This window comes from Vibrio sp. 1069 (assembly GCF_033340555.1).
In genome coordinates this window covers 1-19,400 of the sequence record NZ_JAWOWP010000006.1, presented here as the reverse complement: position 1 = coordinate 19,400, position 19,400 = coordinate 1, and the positions used below count along the sequence as shown (strand labels likewise).

General features: G+C 45.6%; 20 protein-coding genes. 16 read left to right on the top strand and 4 right to left on the bottom strand.

All coding sequences use genetic code 11. The features are described from left to right. Window positions 1–79 precede the first annotated feature (79 nt). On the bottom strand, window positions 80–1,213 hold the full coding sequence (locus R7040_RS11590) for a flagellar assembly protein FlgT (protein ID WP_005382012.1): 1,134 nt from the start codon (window positions 1,211–1,213) through the stop codon (window positions 80–82). Between the two features lie 169 nt (window positions 1,214–1,382). Here R7040_RS11590 and R7040_RS11585 point away from each other — a divergent pair, with 169 nt between their 5' ends. After that, the gene (locus tag R7040_RS11585; protein ID WP_005382013.1) at window positions 1,383–2,021 is read left to right on the top strand and encodes a FlgO family outer membrane protein; all 639 of its coding nucleotides are present in this window, start codon (window positions 1,383–1,385) and stop codon (window positions 2,019–2,021) included. A gap of 9 nt (window positions 2,022–2,030) precedes the next feature. After that, window positions 2,031–2,462, top strand: coding sequence for a flagellar assembly lipoprotein FlgP (flgP, locus tag R7040_RS11580; RefSeq protein WP_005382014.1), 432 nt, complete (start codon window positions 2,031–2,033; stop codon window positions 2,460–2,462). Window positions 2,463–2,564: 102 nt separating this feature from the next. On the opposite strand, the gene R7040_RS11575 is transcribed toward flgP, so the two are convergent. From R7040_RS11575 to flgA, 3 genes are all read right to left on the bottom strand, one after another. Then, a complete protein-coding gene (locus R7040_RS11575) occupies window positions 2,565–2,990 on the bottom strand; it encodes a flagella synthesis protein FlgN (RefSeq protein ID WP_213967738.1) in 426 nt (141 codons plus the stop codon). A gap of 27 nt (window positions 2,991–3,017) precedes the next feature. After that, entirely contained in the window at window positions 3,018–3,332 is a 315-nt protein-coding gene (gene flgM, locus R7040_RS11570) for a flagellar biosynthesis anti-sigma factor FlgM (RefSeq protein WP_005382018.1), read from the bottom strand. 116 nt (window positions 3,333–3,448) lie between these two features. Continuing rightward, a complete protein-coding gene (gene flgA, locus R7040_RS11565; RefSeq protein ID WP_005382020.1) occupies window positions 3,449–4,195 on the bottom strand; it encodes a flagellar basal body P-ring formation chaperone FlgA in 747 nt (248 codons plus the stop codon). A 76-nt stretch (window positions 4,196–4,271) separates the two neighbouring features. Here flgA and R7040_RS11560 point away from each other — a divergent pair, with 76 nt between their 5' ends. From R7040_RS11560 to R7040_RS11495, 14 genes are all read left to right on the top strand, one after another. Continuing rightward, on the top strand, window positions 4,272–5,198 hold the full coding sequence (locus R7040_RS11560; protein ID WP_005382022.1) for a chemotaxis protein CheV: 927 nt from the start codon (window positions 4,272–4,274) through the stop codon (window positions 5,196–5,198). An 11-nt stretch (window positions 5,199–5,209) separates the two neighbouring features. Then, entirely contained in the window at window positions 5,210–6,037 is an 828-nt protein-coding gene (locus R7040_RS11555) for a CheR family methyltransferase (protein WP_005382024.1), read from the top strand. Window positions 6,038–6,340: 303 nt separating this feature from the next. Continuing rightward, complete coding sequence (gene flgB / locus R7040_RS11550) at window positions 6,341–6,736, top strand: flagellar basal body rod protein FlgB (RefSeq protein WP_005382026.1); 396 nt, start codon at window positions 6,341–6,343, stop codon at window positions 6,734–6,736. Window positions 6,737–6,741: 5 nt separating this feature from the next. Then, window positions 6,742–7,155: a flagellar basal body rod protein FlgC gene (flgC, locus tag R7040_RS11545; RefSeq protein WP_005393132.1), complete on the top strand. Its 414-nt coding sequence runs from the start codon at window positions 6,742–6,744 to the stop codon at window positions 7,153–7,155. A gap of 17 nt (window positions 7,156–7,172) precedes the next feature. Next, entirely contained in the window at window positions 7,173–7,883 is a 711-nt protein-coding gene (gene flgD / locus R7040_RS11540; RefSeq protein WP_318096872.1) for a flagellar hook assembly protein FlgD, read from the top strand. A gap of 30 nt (window positions 7,884–7,913) precedes the next feature. Then, the gene (flgE, locus tag R7040_RS11535) at window positions 7,914–9,227 is read left to right on the top strand and encodes a flagellar hook protein FlgE (protein WP_005382030.1); all 1,314 of its coding nucleotides are present in this window, start codon (window positions 7,914–7,916) and stop codon (window positions 9,225–9,227) included. A gap of 331 nt (window positions 9,228–9,558) precedes the next feature. Then, on the top strand, window positions 9,559–10,308 hold the full coding sequence (gene flgF / locus R7040_RS11530; protein WP_005382031.1) for a flagellar basal-body rod protein FlgF: 750 nt from the start codon (window positions 9,559–9,561) through the stop codon (window positions 10,306–10,308). Window positions 10,309–10,326: 18 nt separating this feature from the next. After that, entirely contained in the window at window positions 10,327–11,115 is a 789-nt protein-coding gene (gene flgG / locus R7040_RS11525; protein ID WP_005382032.1) for a flagellar basal-body rod protein FlgG, read from the top strand. 30 nt (window positions 11,116–11,145) lie between these two features. After that, a complete protein-coding gene (flgH, locus tag R7040_RS11520; RefSeq protein ID WP_005382033.1) occupies window positions 11,146–11,925 on the top strand; it encodes a flagellar basal body L-ring protein FlgH in 780 nt (259 codons plus the stop codon). Between the two features lie 43 nt (window positions 11,926–11,968). Continuing rightward, entirely contained in the window at window positions 11,969–13,060 is a 1,092-nt protein-coding gene (locus R7040_RS11515; RefSeq protein ID WP_005393118.1) for a flagellar basal body P-ring protein FlgI, read from the top strand. A gap of 16 nt (window positions 13,061–13,076) precedes the next feature. Continuing rightward, on the top strand, window positions 13,077–14,003 hold the full coding sequence (gene flgJ, locus R7040_RS11510) for a flagellar assembly peptidoglycan hydrolase FlgJ (RefSeq protein WP_031779079.1): 927 nt from the start codon (window positions 13,077–13,079) through the stop codon (window positions 14,001–14,003). Between the two features lie 160 nt (window positions 14,004–14,163). Further along, the gene (flgK, locus tag R7040_RS11505) at window positions 14,164–16,104 is read left to right on the top strand and encodes a flagellar hook-associated protein FlgK (protein WP_318081579.1); all 1,941 of its coding nucleotides are present in this window, start codon (window positions 14,164–14,166) and stop codon (window positions 16,102–16,104) included. 13 nt (window positions 16,105–16,117) lie between these two features. Next, window positions 16,118–17,311, top strand: coding sequence for a flagellar hook-associated protein FlgL (gene flgL / locus R7040_RS11500; RefSeq protein WP_005382037.1), 1,194 nt, complete (start codon window positions 16,118–16,120; stop codon window positions 17,309–17,311). Window positions 17,312–17,738: 427 nt separating this feature from the next. Then, the gene (locus R7040_RS11495; protein WP_005382038.1) at window positions 17,739–18,893 is read left to right on the top strand and encodes a flagellin; all 1,155 of its coding nucleotides are present in this window, start codon (window positions 17,739–17,741) and stop codon (window positions 18,891–18,893) included. Window positions 18,894–19,400 lie beyond the last annotated feature (507 nt).

Sequence of the window (19,400 nt, the reverse complement as noted above, 5' to 3'; positions counted from 1 at the left end):
CGGTCATTGGTATAATCAAATAAGATGCGCTGCCTATGATATTCAAAAGTGAGCATATCTCAAGACTTAATGTTTGCTTTTATAGGATCTTGTTCATTACGTCGCCAATTTGAACGCTAGATGCTAAATTTGGCTGATCAATCGTCAGTTCCGCTTCGTGTTCGTATATGCGTGATACCGTTAATGTAATTTCGCTTTGCGAGACTTTGTTTCTTGGCAATCCATTTTGGTCGATAAACGACGCGGTGTGCCAAAGCTGCAATTTGTCTCCCTCTTTTACGCCGTGCATACGGCCGAGATCCATCGTTACGGTATTACCGAAGACTGCCACAACCTCTGGCAGTGTAATTTTGCAAGATAGCTCCGACTCCAGATCCAACATAATATTGCGACTAACGCGAAGCATCATCTCGCCATAGGTCGATGCCCAAAAACGTGCACTACGAGTGTCCACTTGACTCGTCTTAGCAAATGGCCAACGCGCGACCTCACGGTAGGCTTTGTTGAAGATTTCATGGCCAGTTTTACCATCAAATACTTTCATTTCTAACGCAAACTGACGATTGATGATGTCATCTTGCAATAGTTGAGATTCGACCGTTGCAGTGAGATCGGTAATGACCCCTCCAATGATGTATTGTGCGCCATTGTCTTGCGCGATCATTTGAGTGCGAGCAGGATAGTTGCTGCTTATTGAGTAGTCCGTTGTACCAACAGACACAAAGCTGCGTGAGGTTTGATCAAGTTGACGGTTCACTACGTGGCTAAAATCGTCACCAACTTGATAAATTTGTCCCATCACTGCTTGTTGTGGTGATGCGACCTCAATATTGCCGACCAGCATTGTCTTTTTGTATTGATCGGTGTGGCAACCCGTTGCCGATGGATAAATATCAACGCGGATTTTTACCTCGACTTTACCGCGACGTTTGCGTTCAGACTCCACCAAAATGTAACGGACTTCATGATTGGTAAACTGGTATTCGTTGCGACTTTCTTCTAATAGCGGCATCAAGTTGCTAATACTGCCAATATCTGCGCCCGAAAAATTGACGGCTTTGAACAGCGCGTCTTCCAACGCATGGAGCCTTGCCGTCTCTTCTGAAGAAACGATGGTGGCAACGCCTGTGACTTCATACCAAGATGCCATTACCTTAAAAGGCACAAGCATCACTAAAGTGATTGAAAACAGACTGTTTAATATTTTTTTCATTGGTTACAACCGTTCGGGTATAAATATTGCTTTAACAAATTCAGTGAAGTTTGGTGGGTTTTTCTTCGTTAGGCAAACAAAGAAAAGCAAAGACTGTTCCAATATTCACTTTCTTGGAAAGGAATTAATAAAGAACGGTATCACCTAAGATTATCTGGAGAATCAAACCATGAAAAAGTGGCTTGTCGCTGCATCGATGATGACGCTTCTGACATCGTGCGCGTACTCACCGATTTACAATGGTAAAGAACCTTACTCGGGAAGCCAGTTCATGCTGATGGATAGTCCGCGTCATACGATGGACTTTTTCATTGAGAGCATGACAGAAGACCTGATGGTTTCTAATGTGGCAGTATCAGCGCGGACACCGATTGCGATTACCTCGTTTGTTGATCTACAAAATATGGATGCAACAAACTGGTTAGGTAACTCGGTCTCTGAAGGTTTTATCCATCAGTTTCAGCGCCGAGGGTTTAAAGTGGTTGATTTCAAAACTACGGGCTCTATTCAAGTGACGCAACAGGGCGATTTTGCTTTAAGTCGTGATTGGCAAGATTTAGCTCAAGAGCAGCAAATTCAGTATGTATTGACCGGAACGATGCTGCGCCAAGAGGGGGGAGTGCTTGTCAATGCACGCGTGGTTGGCATGCAAAGCCGTGTAGTTGTAGCGACAGCGCAAGGTTTCCTTCCGGCTGACCGTATTGGGCGTGACTTAGATACGTTAAATAGCATCCGTACACAAGATGGTGTGTTGATTCGTTCTGACCCTACCATTCGTCAGCCGTACACTGTGATTCTCCGTCCATAGGATAGAAGCATGAAGAAGTTATTATTTATTGTTGCCACACTGATATTGGTTGGGTGTCAGCCATTACAACAGATGCGTCAAGATGAAATCTTAGTGGCGGTGGGCTACGCCAGCGTCAGTGAGCAAACAGGCCGCACAGTAGAAGAAAAGCGTGTACGAGCAATGCGCGCATCAAAAATTGATGCTTATCGTGAGCTAGCAGAGCAAGTTTATGGCATGCGTGTTAGTGGACGTGCAGAGCTGCAAGACCAGCGTTTGGGTATTGAAAGCACCACTGGTGCCGTCGATGGTGTAATTCGTGGTGCAGAAGTTGTGCGTAGTTATCTTGTTGAAGACAGTTATGTGACTGAGCTGCGTCTGGATATCCGTAAGATGGATAAGCTACGTGATTATGGAGAAGTTCAGCAAGTGCCTGAGAAGCGTCAGCAAACTTTGTTTTAAACCATTTCACTAGACAGATAATCTTTTTGAGCGGCTGACTGGTAACAATGAGTCGCTTTTTTATATCTACGTGAGCGCGGGAATTGAGGGTAGGAGTGACGTTTAAGCTTTTATATTGGTGCCAAGCGTCGAGATGGTGTGGGTTTTTCCGCCCGCATTGTAGGTCATGCCAACTTTGCCATGAGTTCGCTGGAGCATGTTGTTGAGTTTATTGAAGCTCAGCTGTGCGCGACTAAGCGATTCGCCATTTACTTGGTTAACTTGTTGACAGTCGAGGACGATCGATTGGATTTGAGCAACAACCTGACTTAGGTGCTCATCTTCAGTAAGTTGATTGACGTGCGGGTGAGAGGCGATTCGCTGATCAGTTGTTCTGAGCTGATCAATGAGCGTCATCTTCTGTTTGGCAATGTTCTCAATCTCGGTAGAGACACGCGCCGTTATTGCTTGTGTTTCTTGGCGTAAAACAGCGGAAAGTGCCTTAGCATTTTCTAGCTGGAAATTAATGAGATCGACTAATGCTGCCATAAAATACTTACCTTCGGCCTAAGTCAGTTAGCTTTTGCCTTGCAATTCGTTTTCAAACTTAATCATGTTGTCAGCCAATTTTTCAGGATCGACTTTGTATGAACCGTTTGTGATAGCTTCTTTGATTGCTGCAACTTTGGCGCTGTCATATGCCGGAGAAGCTGCCATATCCTTCTGGAGTTTACTGACGGCTTTACTTTGCTGGCTGAGTGATACTGCGTCTTGTTGCGCTGGCGCCTTTTTTGATTCTGTCGTGCTGGTAGCATTGGAATCGTTACGTGCAGGTGCGCGACTTGTTGTCGTCATCATTTGCCCTGAACGTATATTATCTATACCTGCCATGTTTAACCTTTGCCTTGTATCGTAATACTGGTATCCAGACTATCGACCAGCGCAAAAATAACTTTAGTCATTTTTTGCATTTTTATTGATCAGTTTAAACACGCTACCAGTGGGTATTAAAAATTAACAGTGATTTCCGCAATGTCAGTCACTATGCCTTCTATTATACGTTGTGACTTATCATTTTTCACTCTTACTTGATCGCCAGCTGAACCATCCTGCAATGCTGTGCCTTGCGTTGTGATCGTCATGCCAGAATTCACCGCTTTGATAATGACCTTTTCATTTCGGCATACCACACAAACATCATTTCTCTCTACGACATCGCCTAAGCGAACATTACGCTTTAGCTTTGCCCCAACCACTTGATCGTAGCTAGAAAATCCATCTTTACGAAAGCGCTGTAGCTCGATCATGGAAGTGGTAACATCCGATGCGCTGACGATTTCTCCTCTCCCTAGTGTTCGTGTCGCGACGATCATTGGTACTGATACCGAGATCCTCACAGGAACATAGACTTTCCAGTCATCCGGTTGGCATTCCACTAACACATTGATGTTACTTCTCGTGCTGCTGGTGGAAGAGGCAGATGTATCTAACGGAACAGGGCAATCCGTTGCTTTTATTCTCGAGTCGATCTCTGCCGCATTAACAGATAGCTCGCCACCATCAGGCTGATCAACCGTAGCAAGAATATGTTGTTCTGCTGCTGTTTTTATTTGCTCGATCTGATTATCTGAAGCTGAATGAACAAAAAAGCTAAACATACTGAGCAAAATGCCGATAGACTTAGCGTACTTTGTAATTAGCGCTCTACATATTGTCATAGTCAATGGTGTCGAAGTGAAAGTGAAATACGCCATACTGTCTCCCTGGTATCGTGCTTGCCAGTGGTAGAGTATCATTTAAAAACAAAAAGTTTGAGATGGAGATGAGCATATGACGGGGATTCTTGACTCGGTGAATCAGCGTACGCAACTCGTCGGTCAGAACCGATTGGAATTATTGACCTTTCGACTGATGGGCCGACAGCGCTACGGCATTAACGTATTCAAAGTGAAAGAAGTACTACAGTGCCCTAAGCTGACTTCAATGCCAAATCTACACCCTCTGGTTAAAGGTATCGCTCATATCCGCGGCCATACCGTGTCCGTTATTGATTTGAGCCTGGCAATTGGTGGCCGCCCAACCACTGATTTAGATAAATGTTTTGTTGTTATTGCAGAATTTAACCGTACGATCCAAGCATTTTTGGTATCATCGGTTGAGCGTATTATCAATATGCATTGGGAAGCGATTTTGCCACCGCCAGACGGCGCAGGTAAAGCGCACTACTTGACTGCCGTGACAAACATTGACAATGAGCTGGTTGAAATCCTTGACGTTGAAAAAATCCTGGCAGAAATTGCGCCAGTTGATGAAACGATGGATTCCGCTATTGGCGAAGAAATCGCACAAGCAGAGCAAGAAAAGCCTATTGTACGCCGCATACTGATTGCTGATGACTCGACGGTCGCGCGTAAACAGGTAGAGCGTGCGATTACATCCATCGGTTTTGAGGTCGTATCTGTCAAAGACGGCAAAGAAGCGTACAATAAGTTGATTGAAATGGCTCAAGAAGGCAATATCTACGATCAAATTTCGTTGGTTATTTCCGATATTGAAATGCCAGAAATGGACGGCTATACCTTAACGGCTGAAATTCGCAGACATGCCGATTTGAAAGACCTTTATGTTATCCTCCATTCTTCATTAAGTGGTGTATTCAACCAAGCTATGGTTGAGCGTGTAGGTGCCAACACCTTCATTGCGAAATTTAACCCAGATGAGTTGGGTAACGCGGTTAAATCTGCATTAACACAATAAAAGAGACATTAATGACTGCTATTACAATCAGTGATCAAGAGTATCGTGACTTTAGCCGTTTTCTAGAATCGCAATGTGGCATCGTGTTAGGTGATAGCAAGCAATACCTCGTGCGTAGCCGACTGAGTCCTTTAGTGACGAAGTTTAAGCTCGCATCGTTATCAGATTTGCTACGTGATGTTGTTACAGGGCGTAATCGAGAATTACGAGTCGCCGCTGTGGATGCGATGACGACTAACGAAACCTTGTGGTTTCGAGATACTTATCCGTTCACGGTTTTAGCTGACAAATTATTGCCAGAAGTAGCGGCAAGTAAGCGCCCAATTAAGATCTGGTCTGCTGCCAGTTCATCGGGCCAAGAACCGTATTCTATTGCAATGACGATCCTGGAAACGCAACAGCGCAAGCCGGGCTTGTTACCAAACGTGTCCATTACAGCCACAGATATTTCGGCAAGTATGCTCGAGATGTGTCGTGCAGGGGTGTACGACAACTTGGCTTTGGGTCGCGGGCTTTCACCAGAACGTCGTCGCACCTTCTTTGAAAATGCGGACGGTGGTCGCATGAAAGTCAAAGATAACGTCAAGCGTTTGGTGAACTTTCGTCCACAAAACTTGATGGACAGTTACGCACTGATGGGTAAGTTCGACATCATTTTCTGTCGTAACGTATTGATTTACTTTTCTCCAGAAATGAAATCTAAAGTGCTTAACCAAATGGCGAGCAGTTTAAACCCTGGTGGCTACTTGCTGTTAGGGGCATCAGAGTCGCTAACTGGTCTGACTGATAAATTTGAAATGGTGCGCTGTAATCCTGGCATCATTTACAAGCTTAAATAGCGGTATCTCTTCATTGATAGAAAAGCCTGACTTCGTGTCAGGCTTTTTTGTTTGTTACCTTTCTGCGCCGAGCGTTTCATGTATCACTCAATTAGTTGAAGCGCGTTTTTGCCTTGTGCCCTCAACACGGTGTATCTTTATTAAGTGAACAAAGTAATACGACATGACATTCCAGTTACTTTGGCTCACTTATTGCTATTTCAATTCACGGTAACCACTAGGTTGGTGTAATGCTTTAGGTTTTGGCATGCTAATTGCTTTTTGGTTATCAATCACGGTCAGTTCTTAATTGTAGAGGCAAACATGGCTATATCTTTTGACAATGCACTAGGCATCCACCAGCACACGGTGGGCGTACGTGAGCGCAATGCAGAGGTGATTTCCACCAACATCGCACAAGCAAACACGCCTGGTTACAAAGCAAGAGGTTTAGACTTTGCGAAGGAATTGCAAGCGGCAACATCTGGGGCAAGCATTGGTCTTAGTCGCACAGATGGTCGGCATATTCCTGCCACTACAACGTTGGTTGGGGACAAGTTATATCGTCTTCCTACGCAACCAGATACGGGAGATGGCAACACGGTAGACTTGGATTTAGAGCGTAACTTGTTTATGCAAAACCAAATCAGACACCAAGCATCACTCGACTTTCTAGGCAGCAAATTCAAGAACTTAACCAAAGCAATCAAAGGGGAATAATTTAGATGAGCTTATTTAACGTTTTCAATGTGACAGGTTCCGCAATGAGCGCTGAATCCGTTCGTCTGAATACTACCTCAAGCAACTTGGCGAACGCCGACAGTGTCAGCAGCTCTGCGAAAGACACTTACAAAGCGCGTCATGCAGTGTTTGGTGCAGAGTTAAGTAACGCCATGCGTGGCGGTGATACGGTGCCAGTGAAAGTGATGGGTATTGTAGAAAGTGATAAACCGCTGAGTGCGGAGTACAACCCAGACCATCCCCTTGCAAACGAAGAAGGCTACATTTACAAGCCTAACGTCAATGTAATGGAAGAAATGGCAAACATGATTTCAGCTTCTCGTGCATACCAAACTAATGTACAGGTCGCTGATTCTAGTAAACAAATGCTGCTGCGTACGCTGCAGATGGGTCAATAAGGATAAGGGGGTAGCGTATGGCCGGAATTAACAACGTTGGTCAAAGCGGCTTGTCCTATATCGACCAGCTTAAAAGTCTACAAGAGAGTAACAAGAAAGCGGAAGAGAGCACGGGTAAGCAGGACCTAAAACAGGAAGACTTCTTATCATTGCTCACGAAGCAACTGTCTCAGCAAGACCCTTTTAAGCCGGTAAGTAATGACCAGATGATTGCGCAAATGGCTTCATTTGCGACCGTTGATGGCATTGGCAAGATGAACACTCAGTTTGAGAGTTTGAATTCGTCAATGACATCAAATCAAGCGTTACAAGCTTCCTCTTTGGTAGGGCGTGACGTATTGGTCCCAGGAGCAGCAGGTGTGAAGCAGGACGACGCACCAATGGCGGCAATGGTTAAGCTTTCACAATCTATCGATAATCTGTTTGTTCGTGTAGAGGATGAAGCTGGCCAACTGGTTCGTACCTTTGAGGTAGGGGCGAAACCAGCCGGCGACACGCGTGTGCTTTGGGACGGTAAAGATGAAAGCGGAAATCCACTGCCAGCTGGCAAATACAAAGTGAAAGCGTCTGGCTTAGTTGAAGGGGAGTCGCAAGAGTTCCCAATATCGACATACGCCAACGTAAACAGCGTATTGCTTGGCAAAGGTGACGGAAACGTATTACTCAATCTGGCTGGTTTTGAATCGCCAGTTCGACTTGCAGAAGTATTGGAAGTCGGCAAAGCGTAGTCATAGCTCGCTAGATTAGGAGATTTTGGAATGTCATATGTATCTTTAAGCGGTTTGTCCGCCGCCCAACTGGATTTGAACACCACCAGTAACAACATTGCGAACGCCAACACTTACGGCTTTAAAGAGTCCCGTGCTGAGTTTGCTGATGTCTACTCTAACTCTTTATTTACTAACGCAAAAACCACACCGGGTGGTGGTGCGCAAGCAAGCCAAGTGGCACAGCAGTTCCATGAAGGCTCTAGCATTTACACCAACAACCCAATGGATTTGCGTGTTTCGGGGACAGGTTTTTTCGCTGTAGCGAAAGAGCGTCTAACTCCACAACAGAATGAACTGACACGTAATGGTGCATTTCACTTAAATAAAGAAAACTACATGGTGACCGCGAACGATGAGTTCTTATTAGGTTACCAAGTGGACCCAAGCTCTGGTGAGGTTTCTTCATACGAGCCACAACCCATCAATATTCCTGCTGAATTTGGTAAGCCAAAACAAACAGCAAACATTGAAGTGGGTGTGAACTTGCCAGCGAACGGCGATTTGAAAGATCCAACGCAGTTTGATTTTTCAGACCCAGATACATACAACCGTTCAACCTCTTCGACAATTTATGACTCGATGGGTCAGTCTTACAAGCTAACGACGTATTACTTGAAAGATCAGACTCAGCCAAATACATGGAACACTTACTACACCGTGACAGATAAAGAAGGTGAAAAGCCTTTAAATGTTGCGGCTGGTGATGCGCAAACGCCAACAGGTCATGTGGGGCATACCATGAAGTTCAACAACGATGGTACGTTGGCGAGCTTGAACAATGGTCAGCCAATCACTTCTGTGGCTCTGGGCGATCCGGCGACGAACACGACACCAGTCGATATGAATGGTGCCGATCCTGCGCAGACGCTTAACTTCGGCTTAGGCTCAGCAACACAGTTTGCGGCTCCGTTCGAACTGACTAAGTTTGACGAAGACGGTGCAACGACGGGCTTCCTAACCAAAGTTGACTTCGATGAAAACGGCAGCGTATTGGGAACTTACTCAAACGGTGAAAACGTTACATTGGGTCGTGTTGCTCTCGTACGTGTTCCAAACGAGCAAGGTCTGGATAAGAAAGGCGGCACTCAATGGGATTCAACGCAGTTCTCTGGTGACAAGATCTGGGGTGAATCAAATAAAGGCTCTTTCGGCACCATCAATAACGGTATGCTGGAACAGTCAAACATTGATATGACGCAGGAGTTGGTGGACCTGATCTCTGCTCAGCGTAACTTCCAAGCAAACTCACGTTCGCTAGAAGTACACAACCAACTACAACAGAATATCTTACAGATCCGCTAGAGCACTAGCTGGGTCATTCGATACTCTGCTTGAGTAAGCAATGGCGTGTGATTGCTTCTTAGTAATTGCCGCTTTGTTCATTTTCATCATGACATTCATCTGATGCTTAGCCTGAATACACCTCACTCAGGCTAAGCATGCTTTGAACTACGATTTGCCGCTGTTGCCGCCGTATGGATCAAAACCTTGCCTCTCGTTACAGTTTTCTGCCTCTATTGACCTCTTTTCATTGTTGATTTTTAATTCAAAGTATTGATTAATAAGTCTATTTTTGTTTTGGCATAACTATTGCTTTTTACTCCGTGTACAGAGAGATTTTTTGGAGTAATTTATGGATCGCGCACTGTTTCTCGCAATGAGTGGCGCCAAGCAAAATATGCAGGCACTACAATTGCGCGCTAATAACTTGGCTAACGTAAGCACGACCGGATTTCGGGCTGATTTAGCACAGGCTCGCTCAATGCAGGCTTATGGTGAAGGCCATCCTTCACGTGTATTCAGCATGACAGAGCGTCCAGGGCATAACTTTGCTCAAGGTAGCGTGATTACAACAGGGCGTGATCTGGATGTGACGATTGAAGGCAGCGGTTGGATATCGGTACTCGATCATACAGGGAAAGAAGGGTTGACCCGTAACGGCAACCTAAAAGTCGATCAAAATGGCATGCTTACCAACGCAAGTGGTCATTTGGTGCTGGGTGAAAACGACGCGCCGATTACTTTGCCTATCCCTCTCTCCAAAATTGAAATCGGTCGGGATGGCACCATCTCTGTACTTCCTCAAGGTGCCCCGGCAGAAGAATTCCAAGCGGTTGATCGCATTAAGCTCGTTAAGCCTAATGATCAAAGCTTGTTTAAAGACACCAATGGCTTATTTCGCCATAAAACTCCAAACCAACCTTACGAAGCAGACGCGACTGTTAGTCTCCAGACGGGAGCGATAGAAGGCAGTAACGTGAATGCCGTAGGTGAAATGACCGCATTGATTGACTTACAACGTCAGTTTGAAATGCAAGTCAAGATGATGAGCACAGCTGAAGAAATGGATAAATCTTCAGATTCACTGCTTCGTATGAGTTAACAGAGTTAGAGGTTCACTATGCATCCAGCACTATGGGTAAGTAAAACAGGTCTAGACGCCCAACAAACCAACATTGCCACGATTTCGAACAACTTGGCGAACGCCTCTACTGTCGGCTACAAAAAGAGCCGTGCAGTATTCGAAGATCTGTTCTATCAGAACATCAACCAGCCTGGCGGCCAGTCATCTCAGAACACGGAACTGCCAAGTGGCTTGATGCTAGGTGCGGGTTCTAAAGTGGTTGCGACGCAAAAAGTGCACACGCACGGCAATGCGCAGACAACGACCAACGCACTGGACATGATGGTGGAAGGCGACGGCTTTTTTCAAGTGACATTGCCGGACGGCAACATCGGTTATACCCGTAACGGTCAGTTCACGCTAAATGGTGAAGGCACGTTAGTCACGTCGGGTTCTGGCTACCCTGTAGAGCCTGAAATTGTGATTCCAGAAGATGCGATTTCTATTACTGTCGGTACGGATGGTGAAGTGTCGGTTCGCGTCCGAGGTCAGCAAGACAACCAAGTCGTTGGTCAGCTAACCATTACAGACTTTGTTAACCCGGGTGGCCTAGAGCCAATTGGTCAGAACCTTTACTTACCAACGGGTGCCAGTGGCGATCCACAAGAGGGTGTTCCTGGTTTGGACGGTTTGGGCGAAATTCGTCAATCCATGTTGGAAGCGTCCAACGTGAATGTAACGGAAGAGTTGGTCAACATGATCGAAGCCCAGCGCGTTTACGAAATGAACTCAAAAGTGATCTCGTCAGTCGATAAAATGATGAGCTTCGTTAACCAGCAATTGTAACGATTAAGAGCAAGATTTGAGGAGCTCACGATGAAACGTATTTGCCTACTCGCTTTGATTGCTACGATGTCGGGCTGTGCCATGTTGGAACCGATTGAAACGGATGAAGTGACACAAGCAACCACTGTGGTCGACGCAGTAGAAGGCGATAAATCGAAAGAAGAGAGCAGCGGTATTGTAGATACTTTACGTGGTAGAAGCGATCCGGTTGCTGGCGACCCTGCTTGGGCTCCAATTCATCCGAAAAACAAACCTGAGCATTATGCTGCTGCAACAGGTTCGTTGTTTAGCGCCGAGCACATTACCGATCTCTACGACGATTCTAAACCACGTGGTATTGGCGACATTATTACCGTAACACTGGATGAGACAACCAGTGCGACGAAAAGCGCAAATGCCGATTTATCGAAAACCAATGAAGCGCAAATGGACCCGCTTCAAGTTGGCGGAGAAGAGCTGCAAATTGGCGGAAAATATAATTTCTCTTATGACTTAAACAACTCCAACTCATTTGCAGGTGACTCTTCTGCAAAGCAGAGCAACAGCATCAGTGGTTACATCACTGTTGAGGTGATTGAAGTACTGGCAAACGGCAACCTCGTGATCCGCGGTGAGAAGTGGATGACGCTAAATACAGGTGATGAGTACATACGTTTAAGTGGCACTATTCGTCCGGATGATATTAATTTCGACAACACCATTGCATCAAATCGTGTTTCTAACGCAAGAATTCAGTACTCTGGCACTGGTTTGCAACAAGATATGCAAGAGCCAGGCTTCTTGGCACGATTCTTTAATGTAGCGCTATAACACGCCGTGCTGACGGCAATTTGACTGCAAGAGATAAGTAAGCATGAAAAAACTCCTTTTAGTACTGATGAGCGTTGCTCTGTTTTCTACCGTAGCCCAAGCCGCACGTATCAAAGACGTCGCGCAAGTGGCAGGTGTACGAAGCAACCAACTCGTGGGTTATGGTTTGGTTTCAGGCTTACCTGGTACGGGTGAAGCGAACCCGTTTACAGAGCAAAGTTTCGCCGCCATGCTGCAAAACTTCGGCATTCAGATGCCGCCGGGCACAAAGCCAAAAATTAAAAACGTTGCCGCAGTCATGGTTACGGCCGAATTGCCGCCTTTCTCTAAACCGGGTCAGCAAGTGGACGTGACTGTCTCTTCCATCGGAAGTGCTAAAAGTTTGCGTGGTGGCACCTTGCTGCAAACGTTCCTCAAAGGTCTCGACGGTCAAGTTTACGCGGTTGCTCAAGGTAACTTAGTAGTGAGCGGCTTCAGTGCTGAAGGCGCTGACGGTTCTAAAATCGTAGGTAACAATCCAACCGTTGGTCTTATCTCTAGTGGTGCGACAGTAGAGCGCGAAATTCCAAACCCATTTGGTCGTGGTGATTACATCACGTTCAACTTGCTTGAGTCAGACTTCACAACGGCTCAACGTATGGCGGATGCTGTAAACAACTTCCTTGGCCCACAAATGGCGAGCGCTGTTGACGCGACATCAGTGCGCGTGCGTGCTCCTCGTGACGTCAGCCAGCGTGTTGCGTTCTTATCGGCAATCGAAAACCTAGAGTTCGACCCAGCAGATGGTGCAGCCAAAATCATCGTTAACTCACGAACGGGCACCATCGTAGTTGGTAAGCATGTGCGTCTTAAACCTGCAGCAGTAACGCATGGCGGCATGACGGTTGCGATCAAAGAAAACCTGAATGTTAGCCAACCTAACGGCTTTTCTGGTGGGCAAACCGTTGTCGTACCAGACTCGGATATCGAAGTCAGCGAAGAACAAGGCAAAATGTTTAAGTTCGAACCAGGCTTAACGTTGGATGATTTGGTCCGTGCCGTGAACCAAGTCGGAGCTGCGCCTTCGGACTTGATGGCAATTCTACAAGCATTGAAACAAGCTGGTGCCATTGAAGGCCAGTTGATCATCATTTAATGGTTAGGAGGTAGGTATAATGAACAATCCTAACGACATTGGTTTTATCCATGACATCAGTTCTCTGGATACTCTGCGTCAAAAAGCAGTGAAAGAGGGAAAAGATGGCGAGCAAGAAGCATTGCATGCGGCTGCTCGTCAGTTCGAATCGATCTTCACCTCGATGATGTTGAAATCCATGCGTGAAGCCAATGAGGGCTTTGAGTCCAACATGATGAACAGCCAAAACGAGAAGTTCTACCGACAAATGTTGGATGAACAGATGGCGAGTGAATTGAGTTCGTCTGGTTCAATGGGACTGGCCGATATGATTGTTAAGCAATTAACGGCTGGGCAAGGGAACGACAAAAAAGAAACGGCTATGCGTGATGCGGCAAACAATGCTGCGGAATATCGTCGTGTTGACCCGAAAAAAGCGCGCGAGATTGAACAGCGCTTGATTGAGTCTGGTCAGCTATCTCGACCAAGCAATGAACCCACTCGATTCGATTCACCAGAATCCTTTGTTAACTCGATGAAGCCATACGCGGAGAAAGCTGCGAAAGCCCTAGGTGTCGAGCCATCTTTGCTACTTGCGCAAGCCGCTTTGGAAACGGGGTGGGGACAAAAGGTCGTGAAGAACGCGCGTGGCAGCAGCAACAACTTATTTAACATCAAAGCAGATCGAAGCTGGCAGGGTGACAAAGTGACGACTCAAACTCTAGAGTTCCACGATAACACGCCAGTGAAAGAGACGGCAGCGTTTCGCTCCTACTCAAGTTACGAAGACAGCTTTAATGACTTTGTACGATTTTTGAATGACAACCCACGTTACGAGACAGCATTGCAGCAACGCGGGAACTCAGAGTCGTTTATTCGCGGTATCCACAGTGCGGGTTACGCGACCGATCCGAACTACGCAGATAAAGTCCTGCAGGTGAAGGATAAAATCGAAAGTATGTAATGTCTCTGCGCCAATTTATGACGTTCTCGAAGGCTTGCCATAGTGCAAGCCTTCACTTTATCTGAATATCTACGCCTTTCTATCACTTGGCACATCTTTTGCTTTTAATGTGTCTAGGTGATCGGTTTTGCCGATTTATATTTCGTTTTTGGGGGCATGTATGGCGTCAGATCTTCTGAATGTAGGTACTCAAAGTGTGCTTACTGCTCAGAGACAATTAAACACCACTGGTCATAACATTTCTAATGTTAATACAGAGGGTTATAGCCGTCAGTCTGTTATCCAAGGCACGAATGATCCGCGCATGTTCGGTGGTTCTACCTACGGCATGGGTGTGCATGTGGAAAATGTTCGCCGCTCGTGGGATCAGTTTGCCGTGAATGAACTGAACCTGTCGTCGACCAACAATGCCAACAAAACGGATACCCAAGATAATTTTGATATGCTTTCTAGCATGTTGAGCTCTGTGGCATCGAAGAAAATTCCCGAGAACCTGAATGAGTGGTTCGATGCGGTAAAAACCATGGCAGATACCCCGAACGATTTAGGGGCACGAAAAGTGGTATTGGAAAAGGCAAAAATCTTCTCTGATACATTAAATGATTTCCACGAAACCGTGCGACTGCAATCTGATGTCACCAATAAAAAATTGGATATGGGCATTGAGCGCGTTAATCAACTTGCGTTGGAAATTCGCGATATTCATCGACTGATGATGCGTACTCCCGGTCCACATAATGACCTGATGGATCAGCATGAAAAGCTGGTTACTGAGCTGTCAGAATACACCAAAGTTACCGTAACCCCACGCAAAAATGCGGAAGGGTTTAATGTTCATATCGGCAATGGACACACTCTTGTTTCTGGCACGGAAGCAAGCCAGCTCAAAATGATCGATGGCTATCCGGATGTTCATCAAAGACGATTAGCAATGGTGGAAGGGAATGGCATTAAAGCGATCAAGTCTGATGATATGGATGGCAAAATCGGCGCTTTACTTGAAATGCGCGACAAACACATCCCACAACTGCAAGATGAAATGGGCCGTTTAGCGACGGGTTTCTCCTACAAAATTAATCAGCTGCAATCTCAAGGTCTGGATCTCAACGGCAAGATAGGTAAAGACGTATTTACCGACGTGAACTCTGAGCTGGTGGCAAAATCTCGAGTTTTTGCTGCACCTGACTCACAAGCTGATGTTGCGGTTTACATCGAGGATATTTCCGCGATCAAAGGTGGTGAATATTCGCTGCGTTATGATGGCGACCAATACAGCGTGACAACACCTAAAGGTGAGCAAATGTCGTTGAACATCGACCGTTCGGATTCGTCGTTTGTTCTGGATGGTATGAAAGTGCAAATTGGTGAAGGCCTTGCCGCCGGTGAGCGCGTATTGCTACGCCCAACGAGAAGTGGTGCAGCCATCATAAAGATGGAAACCAATGACGCAAAAGCTATTGCCGCACAAAGTTATGAAGCCTCAACCACTTTTGCCCAAGGTAACGCCAAGTTTAAAATTCGTGAGGCGGGGGATGTTAAAGAGTTTGAGGTTACCGTACAACCAGCCGACGAGAAGCATGATAAGCCGTGGTTAAAGATCACGGATAACAAGGGTAATTTACTATCGGACAAATACTCATACCCGTTAGATAAAGATAACCCGAAGATTGAAATATCAGTGCCGAAAAGTCATCCGCTGCATAAAAACGGCGATGCAACCGTGTTTGAGTTGAGCGAAGGCGCACTGATGAATGATAAATTCACCGCAAACTTGGTGCCTTCTGAAGGTGGTAACGGCAACTTGAGAAAAATGCAGAAGATCCAAACAGACAAGATGATGGATGGAAAATCCAGTACCTTGATCGATGTTTATCATAACCTCAATACCGAAGTTGGACTGAAGTCTTCTACAGCAAACCGTTTAGCCTCCGTCGCTCGTTTAGAGCATGAAGCGGCGCAAGAGCGCGTTGCTTCTATTTCTGGTGTTAACCTCGATGAAGAAGCGGCCAACATGATGAAGTTTCAACAAGCGTACATGGCTTCATCACGTGTGATGCAAGCGGCGAATGATACCTTCAATACCATTTTACAACTGAGGTAAGGAGAAGAGATAAGTGCTAACCCGAATTTCTAGTTTCCATAACTATCAGTCCGTACAAAATGATCTGCGTCGTCAAGAGAATAAGGTTCACCACAACCAAGAGCAACTTGCTTCAGGGAAAAAGTTACTGAAACCTAGTGACGACCCCCTCGCTGCGCATTACATCCAAAACATTAGTCAGCAACAAGAACAGCTACAACAATATCTTAGCTCTATAGTGTTGGTGCGTAATCGTCTAGAAAACCACGAAGTTAATATCGCCAATGCGGAGAATTTTGCCGACGAGTCGAAGCGCTTAACGATGGAGATGATTAACGGTGCCTTTTCTGCTGAAGACCGACAAGCAAAGAAGCGTGAGTTAGAAGAGATTGCGAACAATTTCCTTAACTTAGTGAACTCGCAAGATGAATCTGGTAACTACGTGTTTGCGGGTACTAAGCCAAAAAGCCAACCATTCTATCGCGATAAAGACGGTAGTGTTCAATACGCTGGGGACGATTATCAGCGCAAAATGAAAGTCTCCAGCATGCTTGAGATGCCAATGAACGATCCTGGCAGCAAGCTGTTTATGGAGATACCAAACCCATTTGGCGATTATCAGCCGAATTACGATCTACAAAACGGCTCTGAGCTGTTGCTAAACAAAGCTACTAACGTTGACGCTAAGGATGATGCGGCGTATCGCGTGACATTTGTCGATATGAATAACGGCAAATTTGGTTACCAATTAGAGCGTAACGGCAAAGTAGTGGATGCCGATGAGTTTTCTCCAGAGAAAGGGATTGAATACAAAGGCCTGAAAGTGCACGTAAAAGGCCAAATTACGCCTGGTGACAGCATTGAGATCGAAAAGCGGGCAGAGTTCAGCATTTTCGATACCTTCAAGGATGCAATGGCATGGTCAGACAAATCGGTTTCGGATACGTCAGCGACCGCCAAATTGCACCAAATGACAGAAGAATTCCACGCTGCTTTTATCCATTTGAATAAAGCGCGTACAGATGCCGGTGCTCGATTGAGTACGCTGGATATCCAAGAGCAAAATCATGAAGACTTTAATTTGTCTCTGGCAAAAGCGAAGAGCAACTTTGAGGACTTGGATTACTCTAAAGCCGTGATCGAGTTCAGTGAAAACTCGCGAGCGTTACAGGCATCGCAACAAGCATTCGGTAAGACCAAAGATCTAACGTTGTTTAACTACATCTAGTATGACACTCATACACATTGTCTGATTTTGATGCCTTATGTGCAAAGCCTTAAGCGCGATAAGTCGACGTAACCTGAGAGTCTGAGATGTCATGCGGCACGATTTTACCCAAAGCGGCAATGAGGCGGGAGGCAAGTCGGGCGGCAACAGGGCAGCGTTCAATACCCTTGGGCTAAGATGAGGCTGACAAACCGGAAATAGCTTAATGATAAAGCTAACTTATTGTTTATTTGATTCTTTTAAAAGTAGTTAAATAATTCACGCAAGTTGGCACACAAATTGTATTGAAAATATCAGAACAGATTTAGAGATTCTAAACCCTGCGTTTAAGGCAGATTTAGCAAGTAACTTTTACGGTCAGTGCTTATCCAAATGAGAGTAAAGCTGGCCGCTTCGCAAAAGCTTGCGAACTCAACAGGAGAGCAAAATGGCTGTAACAGTTAGTACTAACGTCTCCGCGATGACCGCGCAGCGTTACCTAAACAAAGCGACTGATGAATTAAACACGTCGATGGAGCGCTTATCTTCAGGACATAAGATTAACAGTGCAAAAGATGATGCGGCAGGTCTACAGATCTCTAACCGCTTAACTGCACAGTCTCGTGGCCTAGATGTCGCAATGCGTAACGCGAACGATGGTATCTCGATTGCACAAACCGCTGAAGGTGCGATGAATGAGGCAACCTCTGTCATGCAACGAATGCGTGACCTTGCGATTCAATCATCGAACGGTACTAACTCTCCGGCTGAGCGTCAGGCGATCAACGAAGAGTCAATGGCATTGATTGACGAGCTAAACCGTATTGCAGAAACCACTTCATTTGGTGGTCGTCGTCTATTGAACGGCTCATTCGGTGAAGCAGCATTCCAGATTGGTGCGAGCTCAGGTGAAGCCATGATCATGGGACTCACCAGCATTCGTGCGGACGATACTCGCATGGGCGGTGTGACCTTCTTATCTGAGAACGGTAAAGATAAAAACTGGAGCGTTGACCCAGCTAAATCTGACTTGAAGATTACGCTACCAGGTATGGGTGAAGACGAAGACGGCAATGTTGATGATCTAGAAATCAACATTAATGCTAAAGCGGGCGACGACATCGAAGAGCTTGCCACTTACATTAATGGTCAGTCTGATATGATTAATGCGTCTGTAAGTGAAGATGGCAAGTTGCAAGTTTTTGTCGCGCATCCAAACGTTCAGGGTGAGATTTCTATTTCTGGTGGATTAGCATCTGAGCTTGGCCTGAGTGATGAACCTATCAGAACGTCAGTACAAGATATTGATATGACCACGGTACAAGGTTCTCAAAACGCGATTTCTGTGCTGGATTCGGCACTGAAATACGTAGACTCGCAACGTGCAGACTTAGGTGCGAAGCAAAACCGTCTGAGTCACAGCATCAACAACTTGGCAAACATCCAAGAAAACGTTGACGCATCGAACAGCCGAATTAAAGATACAGATTTTGCGAAAGAAACCACGCAAATGACCAAAGCACAAATTTTGCAACAAGCAGGTACATCGATTCTTGCTCAAGCGAAACAGTTGCCAAACTCTGCAATGTCACTATTGCAGTAGTTTACTTAGCCTGTACTCAATACATTCAGACGTGGATGGGAATGCAGGCTTTTGGCAAGCAGCTTTACAATAGAATGAGCGGCTCTCTCATCTCTCACCTGCCAATCATTTTCAATGTAAAGTTGCACTCGGTATGCCGGAAATGTGTTCATTTCTCTTGATCTCCACATAGGCTCTGGCGACCAACCTAGCCCCAGTTCTCTCAAAGGAAAAGGGGCTTTTTCTTTTCTAATCTTCACGTCTATCGTCTGCGAACTTACCTTTAATTGTTTCCTTTTACTGGTTTTCTATACAGTTTAGCCCTCTCGGCTCGATTTGTGGAAACTTGAGCACTTTTTCTTACTTTTCTTCAATTTTATTAGCTAAATCTCGCAATGTTATTTTTTTAAACTTTTTTCTAAAGCTTCTGAATTTGGTGTCGTTAATAGAGGTAACTTTGAGAGAACTACTTGGTTTTCCGAGACGTCGGAAACCGCTACACCGGAAAATCAATTGGAGAAATCACCA